Origin of the sequence: Streptomyces racemochromogenes (genome assembly GCF_044129415.1) — a bacterium.
GTDB lineage: Bacteria > Actinomycetota > Actinomycetes > Streptomycetales > Streptomycetaceae > Streptomyces > Streptomyces racemochromogenes_A.
This window is the reverse complement of sequence record NZ_JBBDHD010000031.1, coordinates 1-18,573: the sequence shown is the minus strand read 5'-3', so window position 1 is coordinate 18,573 and position 18,573 is coordinate 1. Positions and strand designations below refer to the sequence as shown.

Annotated in this window: 12 protein-coding genes; 11 read left to right on the top strand and 1 reads right to left on the bottom strand. The window is 75.2% G+C overall.

Annotated elements, in window-relative coordinates:
• Positions 1–32: 32 nt before the first annotated feature.
• The 9 genes from WDV06_RS14745 to WDV06_RS14705 all read left to right on the top strand — a co-directional run bounded on the left by WDV06_RS14745 (position 33) and on the right by WDV06_RS14705 (position 16,329).
• Positions 33–1,601 carry an argininosuccinate lyase gene (locus WDV06_RS14745; RefSeq protein ID WP_395510182.1) on the top strand — a complete coding sequence of 523 codons (1,569 nt, stop codon included), beginning with the start codon at positions 33–35 and terminating at the stop codon, positions 1,599–1,601.
• Positions 1,567–2,544 (top strand): GHMP family kinase ATP-binding protein, encoded by a 978-nt coding sequence (locus WDV06_RS14740; protein WP_395510181.1) that lies wholly within the window; start codon positions 1,567–1,569, stop codon positions 2,542–2,544. Before WDV06_RS14745 ends, WDV06_RS14740 begins: the two co-directional genes overlap by 35 nt.
• A gap of 2 nt (positions 2,545–2,546) precedes the next feature.
• Complete coding sequence (locus WDV06_RS14735) at positions 2,547–4,814, top strand: pyridoxal-phosphate dependent enzyme (protein WP_395510180.1); 2,268 nt, start codon at positions 2,547–2,549, stop codon at positions 4,812–4,814.
• Between the two features lie 74 nt (positions 4,815–4,888).
• Entirely contained in the window at positions 4,889–5,113 is a 225-nt protein-coding gene (locus tag WDV06_RS14730; RefSeq protein ID WP_395510179.1) for an MbtH family protein, read from the top strand.
• Positions 5,106–6,908 carry a condensation domain-containing protein gene (locus tag WDV06_RS14725; RefSeq protein ID WP_395510178.1) on the top strand — a complete coding sequence of 601 codons (1,803 nt, stop codon included), beginning with the start codon at positions 5,106–5,108 and terminating at the stop codon, positions 6,906–6,908. The genes WDV06_RS14730 and WDV06_RS14725 overlap by 8 nt, the downstream gene beginning before the upstream one ends.
• Positions 6,905–10,114, top strand: coding sequence for a non-ribosomal peptide synthetase (locus WDV06_RS14720; RefSeq protein ID WP_395510177.1), 3,210 nt, complete (start codon positions 6,905–6,907; stop codon positions 10,112–10,114). The genes WDV06_RS14725 and WDV06_RS14720 overlap by 4 nt, the downstream gene beginning before the upstream one ends.
• Positions 10,115–10,133: 19 nt before the next feature.
• Positions 10,134–13,367 (top strand): non-ribosomal peptide synthetase, encoded by a 3,234-nt coding sequence (locus WDV06_RS14715; RefSeq protein WP_395510176.1) that lies wholly within the window; start codon positions 10,134–10,136, stop codon positions 13,365–13,367.
• A gap of 65 nt (positions 13,368–13,432) precedes the next feature.
• Positions 13,433–14,974, top strand: coding sequence for an amino acid adenylation domain-containing protein (locus tag WDV06_RS14710; RefSeq protein ID WP_395510175.1), 1,542 nt, complete (start codon positions 13,433–13,435; stop codon positions 14,972–14,974).
• Positions 14,975–15,021: 47 nt separating this feature from the next.
• The gene (locus WDV06_RS14705) at positions 15,022–16,329 is read left to right on the top strand and encodes an MFS transporter (RefSeq protein WP_395510174.1); all 1,308 of its coding nucleotides are present in this window, start codon (positions 15,022–15,024) and stop codon (positions 16,327–16,329) included.
• On the opposite strand, the gene WDV06_RS14700 is transcribed toward WDV06_RS14705, so the two are convergent.
• On the bottom strand, positions 16,323–16,550 hold the full coding sequence (locus WDV06_RS14700; protein ID WP_395510173.1) for a response regulator transcription factor: 228 nt from the start codon (positions 16,548–16,550) through the stop codon (positions 16,323–16,325). The genes WDV06_RS14705 and WDV06_RS14700 overlap by 7 nt on opposite strands.
• Before the next feature lie 245 nt (positions 16,551–16,795).
• Between WDV06_RS14700 and WDV06_RS14695 the strand changes: the two genes are divergently transcribed.
• Both WDV06_RS14695 and WDV06_RS14690 read left to right on the top strand, forming a co-directional pair.
• On the top strand, positions 16,796–17,830 hold the full coding sequence (locus WDV06_RS14695; protein WP_395510172.1) for a LuxR C-terminal-related transcriptional regulator: 1,035 nt from the start codon (positions 16,796–16,798) through the stop codon (positions 17,828–17,830).
• A gap of 97 nt (positions 17,831–17,927) precedes the next feature.
• Positions 17,928–18,440: a hypothetical protein gene (locus tag WDV06_RS14690; protein WP_395510171.1), complete on the top strand. Its 513-nt coding sequence runs from the start codon at positions 17,928–17,930 to the stop codon at positions 18,438–18,440.
• The last annotated feature ends 133 nt before the right edge of the window (positions 18,441–18,573 follow it).

Sequence of the window (18,573 nt, the reverse complement as noted above, 5' to 3'; positions counted from 1 at the left end):
GCCGCACCAGAACAGGAAACGGAACACACCACGTGACGAGTGACACCACGGGGCCCGCCCCCGAGCTGAGCGGCCGCATCCGCGGCGGCCCCGCCGAACTCCTCCACGACGAAGTGCTCGCCCCGCAGTTCGGGTTCGAGTCCCGCCACCTGCTGCGCCACTACGTCGCCATCGAGAAGACCCTGGCCGCCGAGTACGTCCGCATGGGCCTCCTCACCGCCGAGGAGGCCCACCGGATCGCCGCCCTGCTGGACGCCGTCGGGTCCGACACCCTCAGCGCGCAGCCCGGCGCCAACATGTCGGACATCGCCTTCGCCCTCGAACGGCACGTCGAGGCGGGCCTGCCCGCCCCGGTCACGCACTGGCACGCCGACCGCAGCCGCAACGACCTCCAGGCCTGCGCCCAGGTGATGTACGGCCGCGACCAGCTCGCCCGCTTCGCCGGCGCCCTCCTCGAACTGGGCTCGGTCGTCCACGAGCTGGCCCAGAAGACCTGCGACCTGCCCATGCCGGGGTACACCCACTTCCAGGCCGCCCAGATCATCACCCCCGGCTTCCACCTCGCCGCGCTCTCCGAGCACCTGCTGCACACCCAGGCCCGGCTGCTGCACGCGTACGACGGCATCGACACCTGCCCGCTCGGCGCCGGCGCCATGGCCGGACAGGAACTGCCCTGGGACCGCGACCGGATGGCCCGGCTGCTCGGCTTCTCCCGGCCGCAGCCCCATGCCCTGACCGCCGTGGCCTCGCGCCGCTGGAGCGCCGAACTGACGGCGGAACTGAGCCTGCTGGGCACCGCGCTGAGCCGCTTCACCACCGACCTGCTCACCTGGGGCGGCAGCGAGTACGGGTTCATCGAACTGCCCGACGAACTGTCCGGCATCTCCTCCGCCATGCCGCAGAAGAAGAACTATCCGGTCCTGGAGCGCATCCGCGGGCGCACCGCCCACCTGACGGCCTTCCACTTCGACGTCCTCCTGGGCCAGCGCAACACCCCCTTCTGCAACCTCGTCGAGGTGTCCAAAGAGGCCGGCACCCACCTGCTGAACGCCTTCGACTCGGCCCACGGCACCGTCCGCCTCCTCACCGAGGTACTGCGCCGGCTGACCTTCCGCGCCGACCGCATGCGCCAGGTGTGCGAGCGCGAGTTCCTCGGCGGCTTCAGCCTCGCCAACGCCCTCTGCCTCACCGAAGGGGTGCCCTGGCGCACCGCCCAGGTCGTCGCCGGGAAGTACGTCGTGCTCGCCGCGACGGCGGGCGCCGCCCCCGCTCCGGGCGAACCCGCCCTGCTGGCCGAGGCGGCCGCCGGACACGGCATCACCCTCGCCGATCCCGCCCGGCTCCTCGACGAGGCCTTCGACGTCGACCGCGGCCTGGAGCGCATGGTGTCCGCCGGGTCGGCCCGCCCCGGAGCCGTCCGCGCGGTCCTGCGCGACCAGCAGGAGACGTACGCACGGCTGCGCGCCGACTGGCGGGCACGCGCCGCCGCGCTCCGCACGGGCGCCGAGGAGGGCGACCGCGCCCTGTACGGAGCGCCCGGCGACGAGACCCACGAGGAGGGCGGCGATGGCACCCGCACCCGCGTACAGCACGCCCGCTGACACCGTCGCCGGGGCGAGCGCCGTCCCCCTCGGCCCCGGCTCCGGCAGCGCCTTCGGCACCTTCGGCGAACTCCTCCAGGGCGCCCTGCCCCACCCGCACGGGGACTTCCTGGTCACCTTCCCCCTCGCCCGCTGGGCCACCGCCGTGTTCCACCCCGAGCCCGGAGGCCGGGTCCGGGTGCGCCCGGAGCACAAGGCCAAGTCCCGCCGCGTCGCCGAGGCCGTCCTGGCCGCCCTCGGCACGGCGGACGGCGGCCTGCTGGAGGTCGCCGGGGACCTGCCCGAGGGCAAGGGCCTCGCCAGTTCCTCCGCCGACCTGGTCGCCACCGTACGGGCCGTCGGAGCCGCCCACGGGCGCGCCTTCACCCCGGCCGAGACGGAGGACTTCCTGCGCGGCATCGAACCGGCCGACGGGGTCATGTACGACGAGATCGTCGCCTTCCACCACCGAGAGGTGCGCCTCGGCCGACGCCTCGGGGTGCTGCCGCCCCTCACCGTCGTCGCCCACGACGAGGGCGGCCAGGTCGACACCGTGGCGCACAACCGGGGAGCCCGGGCCATCGGCGCCGCCGACCGGGAGGAGTACGCACGCCTGCTGGACCGGCTCACCGACGCCGTGGCCCGCGGCGACCTCGCCGAGGTCGGCGCCGTCGCCACGCGCAGCGCCGAGATGAACGCCCACCGCCGCCGGCGCGCCGGATTCGCGGAACTGCACGCCCTGTGCCGCGAGGTCGACGGGCTGGGCCTGGTCCTCGCGCACAGCGGCACCATGCTCGGCGTCCTCCTGGAGGCGAACGACCCCGCCCTCGCCGGCAAGACCGAGCACATCCGGGCCGGCTGCGCCGCTCTCGGCGGCGAGGTGTCCGTACACCGCTCCCTCGGACCCGACGACAGCTGGAGCCCGCAGGCCCCACCCGCCCACCCCACCGAGCTGGAGATCTGAGCATGCTGTTCGACACCGTCACGGACGCGATCGGCGGGACCCCGCTGGTCCGGCTGCGTCTGGGCGAGGCCCGGGGCGTGGAGGTCTACGCCAAGCTGGAACTCCAGAACCTGTTCGCGATGAAGGACCGCGTCGCCCGCAACATCCTCCTGGAGGCCCGACGGCTGGGCACCCTGAAGCCGGGCGACCCCGTCATCGAGAGCTCCTCGGGCACCATGGCCCTCGGCGTCGCCCTCGTCGGCCGGTCCCTGGGCCACGAGGTGCACATCGTCACCGACCCGCGGATCGACCCCGTCACCCTCGCCAAACTCCGGGCCCTGGGCTGCCGGGTGCACATCGTCCAGGCGATGACCAGCCACGGCTGGCAGAGCGCCCGCCTGGAGCGGCTCGCGGAACTGCAAAGCGAACTGCCCGGCGCCTTCTGGCCGCAGCAGTACTCCAACCCCGACAACCCCGGGGCCTACCGCACCCTCGCCGGTGAGCTCCTGGCGGACCTCGGCCGGTTCGACACCCTCGTCGGAGCCGTCGGCAGCGGCGGCTCCCTGTGCGGCACCGCCCGGGCGCTGCGCGAACGCCTGCCCGCCCTGCACGTCGTCGGAGTCGACTGCGTGGGCAGCGCCCTCTTCGGCCAGCCCGACGTACCGCAACGGCTGCAGAGCGGACTCGGCAACAGCCTGCTGCCCAAGAACCTCGACCGCACCCTCGTCGACGAGGTGCACTGGCTCAACGACCACGAGGCCTTCGCCGCCACCTGGGACCTCGCCGGCGAGCAGCAGATCTTCGGCGGCAACACCTCGGGCTCCGTCTACCGGGTCCTCACCGGCCTCGCCGACCGCGCCGAACCCGGCACCCGGATCGTCGGCATCCTCCCCGACCGCGGCGACCGCTACGCCGACACCGTCTACGACGACGAGCACTGGGACGCGCACCGGCTGCGCGAGGTGCCCACCGCCGCCGCGCCGGCCGCCCTCGGACCGGACGGGACCGCCCGCACCTGGTCCACCGTCGCCTACCGGCCGCCCGCCGGGATCGGCCGGCACCTGCTGTTCGTGGAGTCGAACACCACCGGCACCGGCATGCTCGCGCTGGAGCGGGCGCGCGAACTGGGCACCGCACCCGTCCTGCTGACCGGCGACCCCGACCGCTACCGGGGCCTCGCGGAGACCGGCGCCGAGGTGGTCCGCTGCGACACCAACTCCGACGCCGCCCTGCGCGCCGCCGTACAGGAGCGGTTCCGCCGCGAGGAGATCACCGGAGTCACCACCACCAGCGACTTCTACGTACCGGCCGCCGCCCGGATCGCCCGGTGGCTCGGCCTTCCCGGCAACGCGCCCGAGGCGGTGGCCGTCTGCCGCGACAAGTCCGCCCTGCGCGAGAGGCTGCGGGCCGCGGGTGTCCGCCAGCCCCGCTACGCCCTCGTCCGCGAGCCGGCCGCAGCCGCGGCCGCCGTCGCCCGCACCGGACTGCCCTGCGTGGTCAAGCCGGCCGACGACTCCGGCTCCACCAACGTCCTGCTCTGCGCCGACGAGGCCGGGGTCCGCGCCCACATCGAGCGGATCCTCGCGATCGACACCAACGTACGGGGCATGCCCACCGCCCGCACCGTCCTCGTCGAGGAGTACCTGGACGGGCCGGAGTACAGCGTCGAGATGTTCGGAGCCGACGGGCGGACCGTGTGCGTGGGCATCACCGCCAAGTCCGTGACCGCCGGCCCGCACTTCGTCGAGCACCGCCACCTCTTCCCCGCCCCGCTGCCCGCCGCCACCGCCCAGTCGATCACCGACACGGTGACGGCGGCCCTGGACGCGGCCGGAATCCGGCTCGGCGCCACCCACACCGAGGTCAAACTGACCGCCGAGGGGCCCGCCCTCGTCGAGATCAACCCCCGCCCGGCCGGCGGCATGATCCCCGAACTGGTCCGGCTCGCCACCGGCGTCGACCTCCTCGACGCGCAGCTGCGCGCCGCCCTCGGCACGCCCCCGCAGCTGAAGGCCGAGGAGGCCGGCCACGCCGGGATCCAGTTCCTCCTCGCCGACACCGACGGCACCCTCACGGCCGTCCACGGCACCGAGGCCGCGGCGGCCGTCGAGGGAGTCGAATCGGTGCTGGTCACCGCCGCCCCCGGCACCCCCGTCCACAGGCCCCGCAGCGCCTCCGACCGGCTCGGGCACGTGATCGCCCGCCACGCCGAGCCCACCGGCGTGCACGCCGCCCTCGACGCGGCGCGCGCCCTGGTCCACCTCGGCATCGAGGCCGCCCCCCGCTCCTGATCCTCCGCCGTACCCGTCCCCACGACGCGCCGTACGACCCGTACGGCCGCACCCGAACCGAAAGGTGAACCACCATGAGCAACCCCTTCGAGAACGACAACGCCTCCTACGTCGTGGTCCGCAACGACGAGCTCCAGCACTCCCTGTGGCCCGCCGCCCACCCCGTCCCCGCCGGCTGGACCGTCGTCCACGGCCCCGACGGCCGCCAGGCCTGCCTGGACCACGTCGAGCGGGTCTGGACCGACATGCGCCCCGCCTCCCTGGTGGCCGCCCTCGCCGGGAACGCGCCCCGTGGCTGAGCCCGTCCGCCGCACCGGGCACCCGGCCGGACCCGACCCCGTACGGACCCTGCGCACCCTCTTCGCCGAGGTCCTCGGCCGCGCCGAGGTCGACGCGGGCCACAGCTTCACCGGGCTGGGCGGCGACAGCATCCAGGCCATCCAGGTCGTCAGCCGTGCCCGGGCGGCCGGCCTGGTCGTCAGCACCCGCGACGTGCTCCGCGCGGAGAGCGTGAACGCGCTCGCCGCCACCGCCCGCGCCCACGGCCGGGGGAGCGAGGACGCCGGACCGGCCACGCCCCCGCGCCGTCTGGGCCCGCTGGCACCCACCCCCATCATGGGCTGGCTCGCCGAACTCGGCGGTCCCGTCGACACCTACAACCAGTCGCTGGTCCTGCGCACCCCGCCGGGCTTCGGGGCGGCCGCCGCCGAACGCACCGTCCAGGCCCTCCTGGACACCCACGAGATGCTCCGCCTGAGGCTGCCCGACGGGATCGGGGCCACCGGCGCCGAACCCGTCGTACCACCCGCGGGCACCGTCGCCGCGGCGGACCTGCTGGAGCACGTGGACGTCCGCGGCACCGGAGAGGCGGAACTCCCGGCCCTGACCCGGGAGCGGATGCGGGCCGCGCGGCGCCTGCTCTCGCCGCGCGACGGCCACATGCTGCGCGCCGTACTCCTGGACCGGGGACCCGGACACCAGGGACGGCTCGCGCTCGTCATCCACCACCTCGTCGTCGACGGCGTCTCCTGGCGGATCCTCCAGGACGACCTGCGCACGTGCTGGACGGCCCTCACCGAGGGCCGCGAGCCCGTCCTGGAGCCGGCGGCGACCCCGTTCGCGCACTGGGCCGACCTGCTGCGCGCGGAGGCCACCTCCGGCCGCCGGACCGCCGAGGCCGAGCGCTGGGCCGCCGCCCTGCGCGAGGCCCCCCGGCCCCTGGCCGGCGTCCGCCCGGCCGGCGGCCTCGACCCCGAGAGCCCGCAGAACACCCTCACCCTGGCCCTCGGGCCGGACGTGGCGGGCCCCCTGCTCACCACCGCTCCCGGCCAGGTCAACGGCACCGTCAACGACGTGCTGCTGACCGCCCTGGCCCTTGCCGTGCTCGGCCGGCGCGCCGCCGACGGGGCGGACGGGCAGGACGGGGCGGACGAGGAGGGCGCCGTCCTCATCGACGTGGAGGGCCACGGCCGGGAGGACGTCGCCGACGGCACCGACCTCTCCCGCACCGTCGGCTGGTTCACCACCGTGTTCCCCGTCCGCCTCGCCCTCGGCCGCCCGGACCTCGACGAGGCCCGCCTGGGCGGACCCGCGGTCGGCGCGGCCCTGCGCCTGGTCAAGGAGGAACTGCGCGCCGTACCCGACAAGGGAATCGGCTTCGGGCTGCTGCGCCACCTCAACTCCCGGACCGCGCCCGGTCTCGCCGCCCGCGGCATCCCCCAGATCGGCTTCAACTACCTCGGCCGGTTCCCGATGGGCGGCGACGCCCCCTGGGACGCCGCGCCCGGCCACGACTTCGCCCTCGACGACGCCGACGAAGGCCTCCCGATGGCCCACGCGGTGGAGGTCAACGCGGCCGCCCACGAGGGCCCGGACGGCCTCACCCTCAGCGCCACCTGGACCTGGGCGGGCAACGCCCTCCCCGGGCCGTGGGTCCACGACCTCGCCCGGGAGTGGTTCACCATGCTGCGCGCCGTCGTCACCCACGCCGCCCGCCCCGACGCCGGCCGGCTGACCCCCTCCGACGTCTCCCTCGCCCGGGTCAGCCAGGCCGACCTCGACACCTTCGAATCCCAGCTCGGAGCCCTGCTGTGATCCCTCTGTCCCACGCCCAGCAGCGGCTGTGGTTCCACGCCCGGGACGGCGCCGACGGCGCCCTCTACCACATCCCCGTCGGACTGCGGCTGCGCGGCGCCCTCGACCGCCCGGCCCTGCGCGCCGCGCTCGCGGACGTGAGCGCCCGCCACGAGGCGCTGCGCACCGTCTTCCCCGACGAGGCGGGCCGCCCCCACCAGCGGGTCCTGGACCCCGCGGACTCCGCCCCGGTGCTCACCGTCACCGCGTGCCCGCCCGCAGAACGCGCCCGGCGGGCCGAGCAGGCCTCGACCCGGCCCTTCGACATCCGTGTCGAACCACCGCTGCGCGCCCACCTGTTCACCGACGAAGCCGAGGACCACTACCTGCTCCTGGTCCTGCACCACATCGCGGGCGACGGCCACTCCGTGAACATCCTCGTCCGCGACCTCGCCGCCGCCTACACCGCCCGGTGCGCCGGCCGGTCGCCCGAGTGGCCCGAACTGCCCGTCCAGTACCCGGACTACGCGCTGTGGCAGCGCGAGCTCCTCGGCCCGGCCCAGGACCCCGACTCCCTGCACGGCCGGCTGCTCACCCACTGGGCGGCCGTCCTCGACGGCCTGCCCGAGGAGCTGGCCCTGCCCGCCGACCGGCCGCGCCCGGCCGTGGCCGGCCACCGGGGCGCACTGGTGGAGGCACGGACCGACGCCGCCGCCCACGCCGGACTGGCCGCGCTGGCCCAAAGCGCCCGCGCCACCCCGTTCATGGCCGTCCAGGCCGCCTTCGCGGCCCTGCTCACCCGCCTCGGCGCCGGCACCGACCTGCCGCTGGGCTGCCCCCTCGACGGCCGGGACGACGAAGCCCTCACCGACCTCGTGGGCCTCTTCGTCAACAGCCTGATCGTGCGCGCCGACACCTCGGGCGACCCCACCTTCACGGAGCTGCTGGGCCGGGTGCGCACCGCCGCCCTGGAGACGTACGCCCACCAGGAACTGCCCTTCGAATCGCTGGTCGAACGCCTCAACCCGGCCCGCTCGCCCGCCCGCCACCCGCTCTTCCAGGTCGCCGTCTCCGCCCAGCGCGGCGAGCCGCAGGCCCCCGCCTTCGCGGGCCTGCGGGCCGAGGTGGAGGCGGTGCGCACCGCCACCGCCAAGTTCGACCTCACCCTGGAGGTGGAGGAGCTCCACGCCCCGGCCACCGGCCGGCCCCTGGGCCTGCTCCTCGGACTGGAGTACGCGAGCGACCTGTTCGACGCGGCCACGGCCCGGCGCCTGCTGGACCGTCTCGTCCACCTCATCGGTGCCGTCGTCCGCGAGCCCGGCGTCCCGCTCTCCGCACTCGACGTCCTGCTGCCCGGGGAGCGCGCCGACCTGCTGGAGCACTGGCAGGGCGCGCCCGTCGCCCCCGACGGCCGAACCGTCCACGGCGCCTTCGAGGAGCGGGCCGCAGCCCACCCGGACCGCCCCGCCGTGGTCTGCGCCGGCCGGGAGACCACGTACGGGGCACTCGACGCCCGGGCCGACCGGATCGCCGGACGGCTGCGCGCCCTCGGCGTCCGGCCGGGCGAGTCCGTCGCCGTCCTGATGGACCGCTCCGCCGACCTCGTCGCCGCCTGCCTGGGCATCCTCAAGGCCGGCGCCGCCTACCTGCCGTTGGACGCGCGGGCCCCGCGCGCCCGTACCGAGGCCGTGCTCACCGCCGCCGGGGCCGCCGTCCTCGTCACCGACGTCCCGGACGGGGAACCCGTACCGGCGGGTGTGCGCCACGTGCTGCGTCCGGACGGGCCGCCCGCCACGGAGGCCGGGACGGCCGCGACCGCAGGACCGGTCGGGCACGCCGACGCGCTGGCCTACCTGATGTACACCTCCGGCTCCACCGGCACCCCCAAGGGCGTGGCGGTCTCCCACCGCGAGGTCGTCGCCCTCGCCACGGACCGGCGCTGGCGCGGCGGTGCGCACGAGCGGGTGCTGCTGCGCTCGCCGCACGCCTTCGACGCCTCCACCTACGAACTGTGGGTGCCGCTCCTCAACGGCGGCCTGGTCGTCGTCGCGCCGCCCGGCGAACTCGACGTCGACGCGCTGGCCCGGCTGATGACCGAGGAGAGGGTCACCGGGACCTTCCTCACCGCCACCCTCTTCAACGTCCTCGCCGACCGCTGCCTGCCCGCCCTCGGCACCCTGCACGAGGTGATGACCGGAGGCGAGGCCGCCTCGCCCTCCATGGTCCGCCGGGTCCGCGAGGCCTGCCCCCGCACCACCGTCACCAACGCCTACGGACCCACCGAGACCACCACCTTCGCGGCGACCTTCGCCGTCGGCCCGGGCCGGGAGGCCCCCGCCGGACAGGTCCCGATCGGCCGCCCCCTCGACGGCACGCGGCTGTACGTCCTGGACGAGCGGCTCGGCCTCGTGGCGCCCGGCGTCACCGGCGAGCTCTACATCGCCGGCGCCGGACTCGCCCAGGGCTACCTCGGCCGAGCCGGGCTGACCGCCGAACGCTTCCTCGCCTGCCCGTACGGCCCCCCGGGCAGCCGGATGTACCGCACCGGCGACCTGGCCCGCTGGTCCGCCGACGGCCAGGTCGAGTACCTCGGCCGCGCCGACCGGCAGGTCAAGATCCGCGGACTGCGCATCGAACCCGCCGAGATCGAGCACGTCCTGGCCGGACACCCGGCGGTGGGCCAGGCCGCCGTCACCGTCGTGGACACGGCCGCCGGTCCCGCGCTCGCGGGCTACGCCGTCCCCGCCGAGGGCACCCCCGCACCCGACCCGCGGGAACTGCGCGAACACCTGCGCGCCCGGCTGCCCGACTACATGGTGCCCGCCACCCTCACCCTGCTCGACGCCTTCCCCGTCACCGCCAACGGCAAGACCGACCTGGCCGCCCTGCCCGCCCCGGACCCGGCGACGGCCGTGGCCGCGGGAGCCCGCCAGGAGCCGCGCACCGATGAGGAGCGCGCCCTGTGCGCCCTCTGGGAACAGCTCCTGGGCGCGGCGCACGTCGGCGTCCACGACGACTTCTTCGACCTCGGCGGACACTCTCTGCTCGCCACCCGGCTGCTCGCCGAGGTCCGGGACCGGTTCGGCGGCGCCATCACGATCCGCCAGTTCTTCACCGGCCCCACCGTCGCCGAACTGGCCGCCGCCCTGCCCGCCGCCGCGGCCGCCGGCGCCGCCGCCGAGGACCCGCCGGTCGTCCGCCGGGCCCGCCGCACCCAGACCGCCTGACCACCGAAGGAACACCACCGTGAACCACCCGCCCTCCACCCCTGCCGCCACCGCCCCGGCCGCCCCCTCCCTGGTCGAGGACGTCCTGCCCCTGTCCCCGCTCCAGGACGGCATCCTCTTCCACGCCCTCTTCGACGAGGAGGAACACGACGTCTACGTGGCCCAGCTGCTCCTCGACCTCGACGGCCCCCTCGACGCGGCCCGTCTGCGCGCCGCCGCCGACACCGTCCTGGAGCGGCACGCCAACCTCCGCGCCGGCTTCCTGCGCCGCGCCACCGGCGAACCCGCCCAGGTCGTCCGGCGCGGAGTCCGGGCCCCCTGGCAGGAGACGGACCTGTCCGGGCTCGGCGAGAGCGAACGCACCGCCGCCGTCGACGCCCTCCTCGCCGAGGACCGGGCCACCCGCTTCGACCTCGCCCGCCCGCCCCTGCTGCGCTTCACCCTCATCCGCACCGGCCCGCTGTCCCACCGGCTGCTGCTGACCTACCACCACATCGTGATGGACGGCTGGTCCTGGCCGGTCCTGGTCCGCGAACTCCTCGCCCTGCACCACGCCGACGACGCCCCGCTGGGCCCCGTCACCCCCTACTCCGCCTTCCTGAACCGGCTCCACGGCCGCGACACCGCCGCCGCCCAGGACGCCTGGACCCGCGCCCTGGACGGCCTGCCCGGCGGGACCCGGACCGCGCCCGTGTCCCCGCCGCCCGGCACGGTGCCGCCCGACCGCGTGGAGACGTACCTCCCCGAGTCCCTCACCGAACGGCTCGGCGCCCTCGCCCGCGCCCACCGGATCACCTCCGGCACCCTGCTCCAAGGCGCCTGGGCACTCCTGCTCGGCCGGCAGATCCGCTCCGAGGACGTGGTCTTCGGCGCCATCGTCAGCGGCCGCGACCCCGAACTGCCCGGCGTCGCCGACATCGTGGGCCTGTGCATCAACACCGTGCCGGTCCGCGTGCGCATCGACCCGGCCGAGTCCCTCGTCGCGCTGTTCGAGCGGCTCCAGGACGAGCAGGCCCGCCTCATCGACCACCACCACCTGGGCCTGGTCGAGATCCAGCGGCTCGCGGGAGCGGGCGAGCTCTTCGACTCCTGCGTCGCCTTCCAGAACTACCCGGTCGACGCGGCCGGCCTCGCCGCCCTCGGCGCGGGCGGGCTCCGGGTCACCGGAGTGGACCCGTACGACGCCGCCCACTACCCGCTCTCGCTGACCGCCATCCCCGGCGAGCGGCTGCGGCTGCAGATCGACTACCGGCCGGACGTCTTCGACCGCGACACCGCCCAGGCCCTGATCGAACGCCTCGCCCGGCTCCTGGAAGCCGTCGCCGAGGACCCCACGTGCCCGGTCGGCACCGTGGACCTGCTCTCGCCCGCCGAACGCCACCGCGTCCTGGTCGAATGGAACGACACGGCCCGCGACGAGGAGTACGCGGAGGTCGTCGAGCGCGTCCGGCAGCAGGCCGGGCGCCGCCCCGACGCCGTCGCCACCACCGACGACACCGGCCGCGAGCTGGGCTACGCCGAGCTCGTCGCCCGCGCCGACGCCCTCGCCCTGGCCCTGCTCGCCGACGGGGTCCGCCCCGGCGACCTGGTCGCCGTGCTCAGCGAGCCCACCGCCCGCGTTCCCGTCGCGATGCTCGGTATCCTCGGCTCCGGTGCGGCCTACGTCCCCCTCGACCCCGAGGGCCCCGTCACCCGTACCGCCGACCTCCTGGCGAGCGGCGGGATCGCCCGCCTGCTGGCCGCCCCCGAGCAGCGGGCGCGTGCCGAGGAGATCGCCGCCGCGGTCCCCGGCGGGCTGCCCGTCCTGGTGATCGACGACGCGGCCGCCGCGGTCCCGGGCGAGCGCCCGGCGCCGGCCGGCGGGCCCGACGCCCTGGCCTACGTCTGCTTCACCTCGGGCTCCACCGGCAAGCCCAAGGGCGCCATGGTCCACCGCCGGGGCATGAACAACCACCTCCTGGCCAAGGTCGAGGACCTCGGCCTCGGCGACGGCGACCGCGTGGTGATGAACGCCCCGCTCACCTTCGACATCTCCGTATGGCAGATGCTCGCCCCGCTGATCACCGGCGGACAGGTCCACCTGGTGTCCCGGGACACCGCCCGCGACCCGGCCGCCCTGTTCGACGACGCCGCCCGCCGGGGAATCACCGTCCTGGAGACCGTGCCCTCCTTCGTCCGCGCCGCCGTCGACCTGTGGGACACCGGCGTGCTGCCGCCGGCCCTGCCCGCACTGCGCTGGTTCATCGTCAACGGCGAGGTGCTGCCGCCCGAACTGTGCACGCGCTGGTACGCACGCCACCCGCAGGCCGCGATCGTCAACGCCTACGGCCTCACCGAGTGCTCCGACGACAACACGCACGCCTTCATCGGCCCCGCCGTGCACGCCCAACTGGAACACGGCCGGCTGCCCGTCGGACGCCCGCTGCGCAACAACACCCTCTATCTGCTGGACGCGGCCCTCGCCCCCGTACCGCCCGGGGTGCCCGGCGAACTCTTCATCGGCGGCACCGGCGTGGGCCCCGGATACCTGCGCGACCCGCGCCGCTCCAGCGAGCGCTACGTCCCCGACCCGTTCTCCGCCGTGCCCGGCAGCCGCATGTACCGCACCGGCGACCTCGCCCGGATGCGGGCCGACGGCCAGCTCGACTTCCTCGGCCGCCAGGACCACCAGGTCAAGGTCCGCGGCAACCGCATCGAACTGGGCGAGGTGGAGACCGCGCTGCGCGCCGTGCCGGGCGTCGGCGAGGCCGTCGTCGCCGTCGACCGCGACCACGCGGGCCAGCAGCGGCTCGTCTGCTACTTCACCGGTACCCCCACCGCCGAGGAGGTCCGCACGGAACTGGGCCGGAACCTCCCCGCCTACATGATCCCGTCGCTGTTCCTGCGCCTGCCGCGGTTCCCGCTCACCGTCAACGGCAAGCTCGACCGCAAGGCGCTCCCCGACCCGGCCACCGTGCACCGCCCCGCCGGACGGCTGCCCGCCACCCCCGCCGAGAAGACGGTCTGCGAGGTCTTCGCCTCCGTCCTCGGCCTCCAGGAGGCCGGGATGGACGACGACTTCTTCGCCCACGGCGGCCATTCGCTCCTGGCCACCCGGCTGGTCGGCCGCCTCGGCACCGAACTGGGCGTGCGGCTGAACATCCGCGACCTCTTCGAGACGCCGACCCCCGCGGGCATCGCCGCCCGCCTCGCCGACGCCGGCACCGCCCCCGCCCGCCCCGCGCTGCGCCCCCGCCCCCGCGAGCGGGCGTAACCGGTCCCACCAGGTCCGACCCCGCCGCGAAGAGCCCGACCGCACCCCCAGGAGACACCACCACCATGAGCCCGACCGAGACCACCCCCGTGCCCCTGCGCATCGCGCACCGGGCGGGGCTCACACCCGGGGCCACCGCGGTCCGCGCACCCGAGGGCGAGCTGACGTACCGCCAGTTCGACCGGCGGGCGCGCGCCGTGGCCGAGGAACTGCGCGCCGCCGGCGCCGGGCCGGAGGACACCGTCCTCCTGGGGGTGCGCCGCGGCCTCCACTGGGCGGTGGGGCTGCTGGGCATCTGGTACGCCGGCGCGGCGCCCCTCCTGGTGGACCTCGACGCCCCCGACGAGCGGCTGCGGACCCTGCTGCGGGCCGCCGGCACCCGGCACGCGGTCGCCCCGGACACCCACGCCGCCGCGCTGCTGCAACGCCGCACCGGGAGCGAGCTGTTCTGGGCGTCCACCACGACCGCGGCCCCCACGTCGGCGGCCCCGCCCGCCGCCATCGCACCGGGCGCCCTCGCCTACGTGCTCTTCACCTCCGGATCCACCGGACAGCCCAAGCCCGTGGCGGTCGGCCACGCAGGACTCGCCGCACAGGCCGCCACCCTGGCCGAGCGCTACGGGCTGACCGGCCAGGACGCGGTCCTGCAGTTCGCGGCGCCCGCCTTCGACGTCAGCCTGGAGGAGGCCCTGCCCACCTGGTGCACGGGCGGCGCGGCCGTCTTCGTCAAGGACAACGTCCTCTCGCCCGCCGAACTGGAGCCGTTCCTGGCCGCGGAGCGGATCAGCGTCGTCAACCTGCCCACCCCGTACTGGTCGCAGTGGGCCAAGGACCTGGAGCGGGCCCCCCGGCCGCTGCCGCCCTCACTGCGCCGTGTGGTGATCGGCAGCGACGCCGGCCGCACCGCGGACCTCACGCGCTGGACGGCGGCCGGCCACCCCCCGGTGATCAGCTGCTACGGCCTCACCGAGTCCACGATCACCGCCACCTCCTACGAGCCGGCGCCGGCCGAACTGGCCCGCTTCACCGGCGACGAGCTGATCCCGCTCGGCGAACCCCTGGCCGGCGTACGGGCGTACGTCCTCGACGAGGAACTGCGCGAGGCGCCCCCCGGCGCCGCCGGCGAGCTGTACCTGGCGGGTCCCTGCCTGGCGCGCGGCTACCACGGCCGGCCGGGCCTGACCTCCGAGCGGTTCGTCGCCGACCCGTTCGCCGACACCCCGGGCGAGCGCATGTACCGCACGGGCGACCGGGTCACCCGCGCCCCCGGCAGCGGCTCGCTCGTCTTCCTCGGGCGCGCCGACGACCAGGTCAAGATCCGCGGCCACCGCGTCGAACTCAAGGAGGTGGAGGCGGTCGTGGCGGCCCATCCAGACGTCGTCGACGTGGTGGTGCGCGCCGTCGCGGCGGCCGACGGACCGCAGCTCGCCGCGTGGGCCGCCGTCACGGCCGGCAGCCCCCTCACCCCGGACGGACTGCGCCGTCATCTTCTGGCCAGGACGCCGCGGTACCTCGTACCGGCCGTGGTCACCTTGATGGAGCGGCTGCCCCGTACCCCCGGCGGCAAGCTCGACCCCAAGGCGCTCCCGGCGCCCGCCCTCCGATGAACCCGCACCCCGCGGACCCCGTCCGCGACCAGACAAGGAACGCACCCGTGTCCGTCACCACCGACGAGTCCACCACGACAGGCCAGGCCGGCAGCGGCCGGCACCGCAGGGACTTCCGTCTCTTCATGTCCTCGCACATCTGCAACGAGCTGGGCGGCAGCATCACCTACGTGGCCCTGCCGCTGATGGCGGTGCTCACCCTCGACGCCTCGGCGATGCAGGCGGGTCTGCTGTCCGCCGCGGAGCACGCGGCGTTCCTGCTGCTGGGCCTGCCCGCCGGGGCCTGGGTGGACCGGATGCGCAAGCGCCGCGTGATGATGGCCGCCGACCTCGCGCGGACCTTCCTGCTGACGGCGCTGCCGGTGGCCTACCTGCTGGACCTGCACTCGATGCCCCTGCTGTACGCGGTCGCCCTGCTGCTGGGCTGCGCCCGGCTCTTCGGCGACGTCGCCGACCAGAGCTATCTGCCGGTCCTCATCGGCAAGGACACCCTGATCGCGGGCAACTCGAAGCTGGAGACCGTGCGTTCGGGGGCCGAGTTCGCCGGCCCCGGCGTCGCCGGCTTCCTGGTGCAGCTGCTGGGCCCGGCCGGGACGCTGGCCGGCCAGGCCGTCACCTCACTGGCCTCCGTGGTCCTGCTGGGCCGGATCGAGGCCCGCGAGGCGAAGCCGGCACCGGCCCCGCGCCGGCACCTGCTGCGTGACATCCGCCGGGGGCTGAGCTATGTCCTGAGCCACCGGATCCTGCGGCTCATCGCCCTGAACACGGCGGCCGTGAACCTGTTCCTCAGCGCGGTGATGGCCATCGAGGTGCTCTTCCTGACCCGGACCGTGGGGCTGCCGCCGGCGGCCGTCGGCTGGGTGCTGACCACGGCCACGATCGGCTCGGTGCTGGCCGCGACCGCCGCGGACCGGGTGACCCGGGCGGTCGGCGCGGCGCGGCTCACCTGGCTGTCCCTGCTGGTGACCATGCCCTTCGGACTGCTGCTCCCGCTGGCCGGCGAGGACTGGCGGATCGGCCTGTTCGTGCTCGGATCGCTCGTCCAGTCCGCCGGGGTCACCCTGTACAACATCTGCCAGGTCACCTACCGCCAGACGGTCTGCCCGCCGCACCTGCTCGGTCGGATGACCGCCACCATGCGCTTCCTGGTGTGGGGCGTACTGCCCCTGAGCGGTCTGCTGGCGGGAGCCCTCGGTGAACTCCTGGGCGTGCGGGAAGCGCTGTGGGTGTGCGCCGCGGCCCTGTCGGCGGCGCCGCTGGTCCTGCTCTGCTCCCCGCTGCGGCGGATGCGCACGTTCGAGGACGATGCCCCGGTGGCCGGGGCCGCGGCCACGGGCGCGCGGCCGGCTCAATAGCCCATCCGGAAGGCGAGGTGGGTGAGCTGGGTCCGGTTCACCGCGCCGGTCTTGCTGCGCAGCCGGCGCAGGTAGGTGTCGACCGTGTGCGGGCTCAGCCCCATCCGGCTCGCGATCATCCGGTAGGTGTCCCCCTGCGCGAGGTAGGCGAGGACCTCCTGCTCACGGGGGGTCAGGTCGGGCAGCTCCGGCGCGCGGGCGGCGGGCGTGGTGTGCAGCATGGGGGGCTCCGGATTCCGGATCGAAGGAGAAGGGGAGCGGCGGGGCCCGGCACCCCGGTGGCGGTGCGGTCACTTTGGAGGTGATCGCACCGCTTTCGGACGTCCGGGGCCTGAAGTGGCCGGACAGCCGCCGCTGTTCGTGGGGTCAAGCCTTCCGTCCTGCTTATCCTGGCGCCAGGGGGCGGGCACCTCACCAAAGTGCCTGGCAGGAAAGCGACCAGGGGCGAAAAGGGCAGAGTGGGGCAATGCGGATATCTGACGTGGTGCCGGATCCGAACGAGGCCGATGTTGACATCGATGTCTACGGCTGGGTGCTGGAACACCGCACGGTGGACGCGAACGCCGTGGCCGCCGGCACGGGGCGGGAGGTGGACGAGGTCCGGCGCAGTGTGTCCCGCCTGCGCGCCGCGCGCCTGCTGCACGTGAGCCCGGTCGACCCGACGGTCGCCTTCGCGGTGGCCCCGGACACGGCCGCCGAGCAACTCGTCGCGCCCCTGGAGGCGCAGATCCGCGAACAGCAGCGGGAGATCAGCGCGATCCGCGAGGACCTGGGCCGCTTCCTGCCGCACTACCTGGGCCGCCGCTCCACGGGGGAGTCGCTGGAGGTACTGGAAAGCCTGGAGGACGTGCGCGGGGCGCTCAACCGGGCCTCCCTCAACTGCACGATTGAGATGATCAGTTCGCAGCCCGGGGGCGGCAGCAGGGTGCCGGAGGCGATGCAGGAGGCGCTGCGGCGCGACGAGACCATGCTCCAGCGGGGGATCTCGATCCGGACCCTCTACCACCACACGGCCCGCTTCAACGGGCCGAGCCAGGCCTACGTCGCGACCACGTCCGCACTGGGGGCGCGGTACCGCACGGCACACGAGCTGTTCGGCCGGCTCATCGCCTTCGACCGGGAACTGGCCTTCATACCGGTCTCCGACGGGAGTTGGGGCGCCGTCCTGATCCGCGAGCCGTCGACCGTCGCCTACCTGTGCGACATCTTCGACCAGACCTGGGACCTGGCCTCCCCGTTCTCGGCCGCCGCGGGCCAGGGGCTTGAGGAGGTGGCCCGGGAGATCCACGAGACGATCATCCGGCTCCTCGCGGCGGGATTGAAGGACGAGGCCATCGCCCGCCGCCTGGGCATGTCGCTGCGCACCGCCCGGCGCCACATCGCCGACATCATGCAGGAGCTGGGTGCGGGCAGCCGCTTCCAGGCCGGTGTGGCCGCCGCCGCGCGCGGACTGCTGGACCTGGAGGGCGAGGCGGACGACGGCCGGATACCGCCTTCCTGACCCGGTGTCACGCCTTTTCGTGTCTGTCGTGGTCGGCGGGCGTGTCGCATGCTGCTGGGATGGGAGCTGTGGAGCCGCCGAACAAGAGGGGCACGTGATGGACATTCCGGATGAAGCCTGGGCGCGGGAGGCCCCGCACCTGCGGGAGATCCTCCTGTTCCTCTCGGTCCATCTGGACCGGACGCCGGGTGTGCTGTGGCCGGAGTACGACAACCCGGCGTTCGGCGGCGCCGACGAGACCGGGGCGGGCTCGGCGGGTGGCGGTGTGTGCCCGGAGCAGGCGTCCCGGTTCACCGCGGATCTGGCCTCGCTGACGGGCCTGTCCGTACGGCTGGACCGGGTGGCGACGGCCGGGGCCGTCCCCGGGGCCGATGCGGACGAGGCCTGGACCGGGCAGCCCGGGGGGCGGGAGCACCTGCTGATCCACCAGCTGGCCGGCGCCGTGACCTGGCAGCTGAGCGGGGCCGGCCGGAGCGGCCGGCCCGAGACCTTCCAGTGCCGGCTGCGGCCCGGCGAGCTGCTGTACGTACCGGCCGGCTGGTCGCGTCGCCGTGTCGGCGCACCGCGGGCCCGGTACGTGATCATCTGCCTGGGCAGCAAGGGCGAGTGACGGCGCGACCGGTGGAAAAAGGGGGGAGGGGGGGGGGGCCGGCGGGGCCCCCCCCCCCCCCCCTCCCACCCCCCCCCCCCCCCCGGGGGGGCCCCCCCCCCCCCCCCGCGCGTTGTGGGGGGGGCCCCCCCCC

Excerpts from the sequence above, each read along its gene's own strand:
- WDV06_RS14700 (WP_395510173.1), bottom strand. The coding sequence starts at position 16,550 with ATGCTGCACACCACGCCCGCCGCCCGCGCGCCGGAGCTGCCCGACCTG.
- WDV06_RS14740 (WP_395510181.1), top strand. The coding sequence starts at position 1,567 with ATGGCACCCGCACCCGCGTACAGCACGCCCGCTGACACCGTCGCCGGG.
- WDV06_RS14690 (WP_395510171.1), top strand. The coding sequence starts at position 17,928 with ATGGACATTCCGGATGAAGCCTGGGCGCGGGAGGCCCCGCACCTGCGG.
- WDV06_RS14730 (WP_395510179.1), top strand. The coding sequence starts at position 4,889 with ATGAGCAACCCCTTCGAGAACGACAACGCCTCCTACGTCGTGGTCCGC.
- WDV06_RS14710 (WP_395510175.1), top strand. The coding sequence starts at position 13,433 with ATGAGCCCGACCGAGACCACCCCCGTGCCCCTGCGCATCGCGCACCGG.
- WDV06_RS14695 (WP_395510172.1), top strand. The coding sequence starts at position 16,796 with ATGCGGATATCTGACGTGGTGCCGGATCCGAACGAGGCCGATGTTGAC.
- WDV06_RS14735 (WP_395510180.1), top strand. The coding sequence starts at position 2,547 with ATGCTGTTCGACACCGTCACGGACGCGATCGGCGGGACCCCGCTGGTC.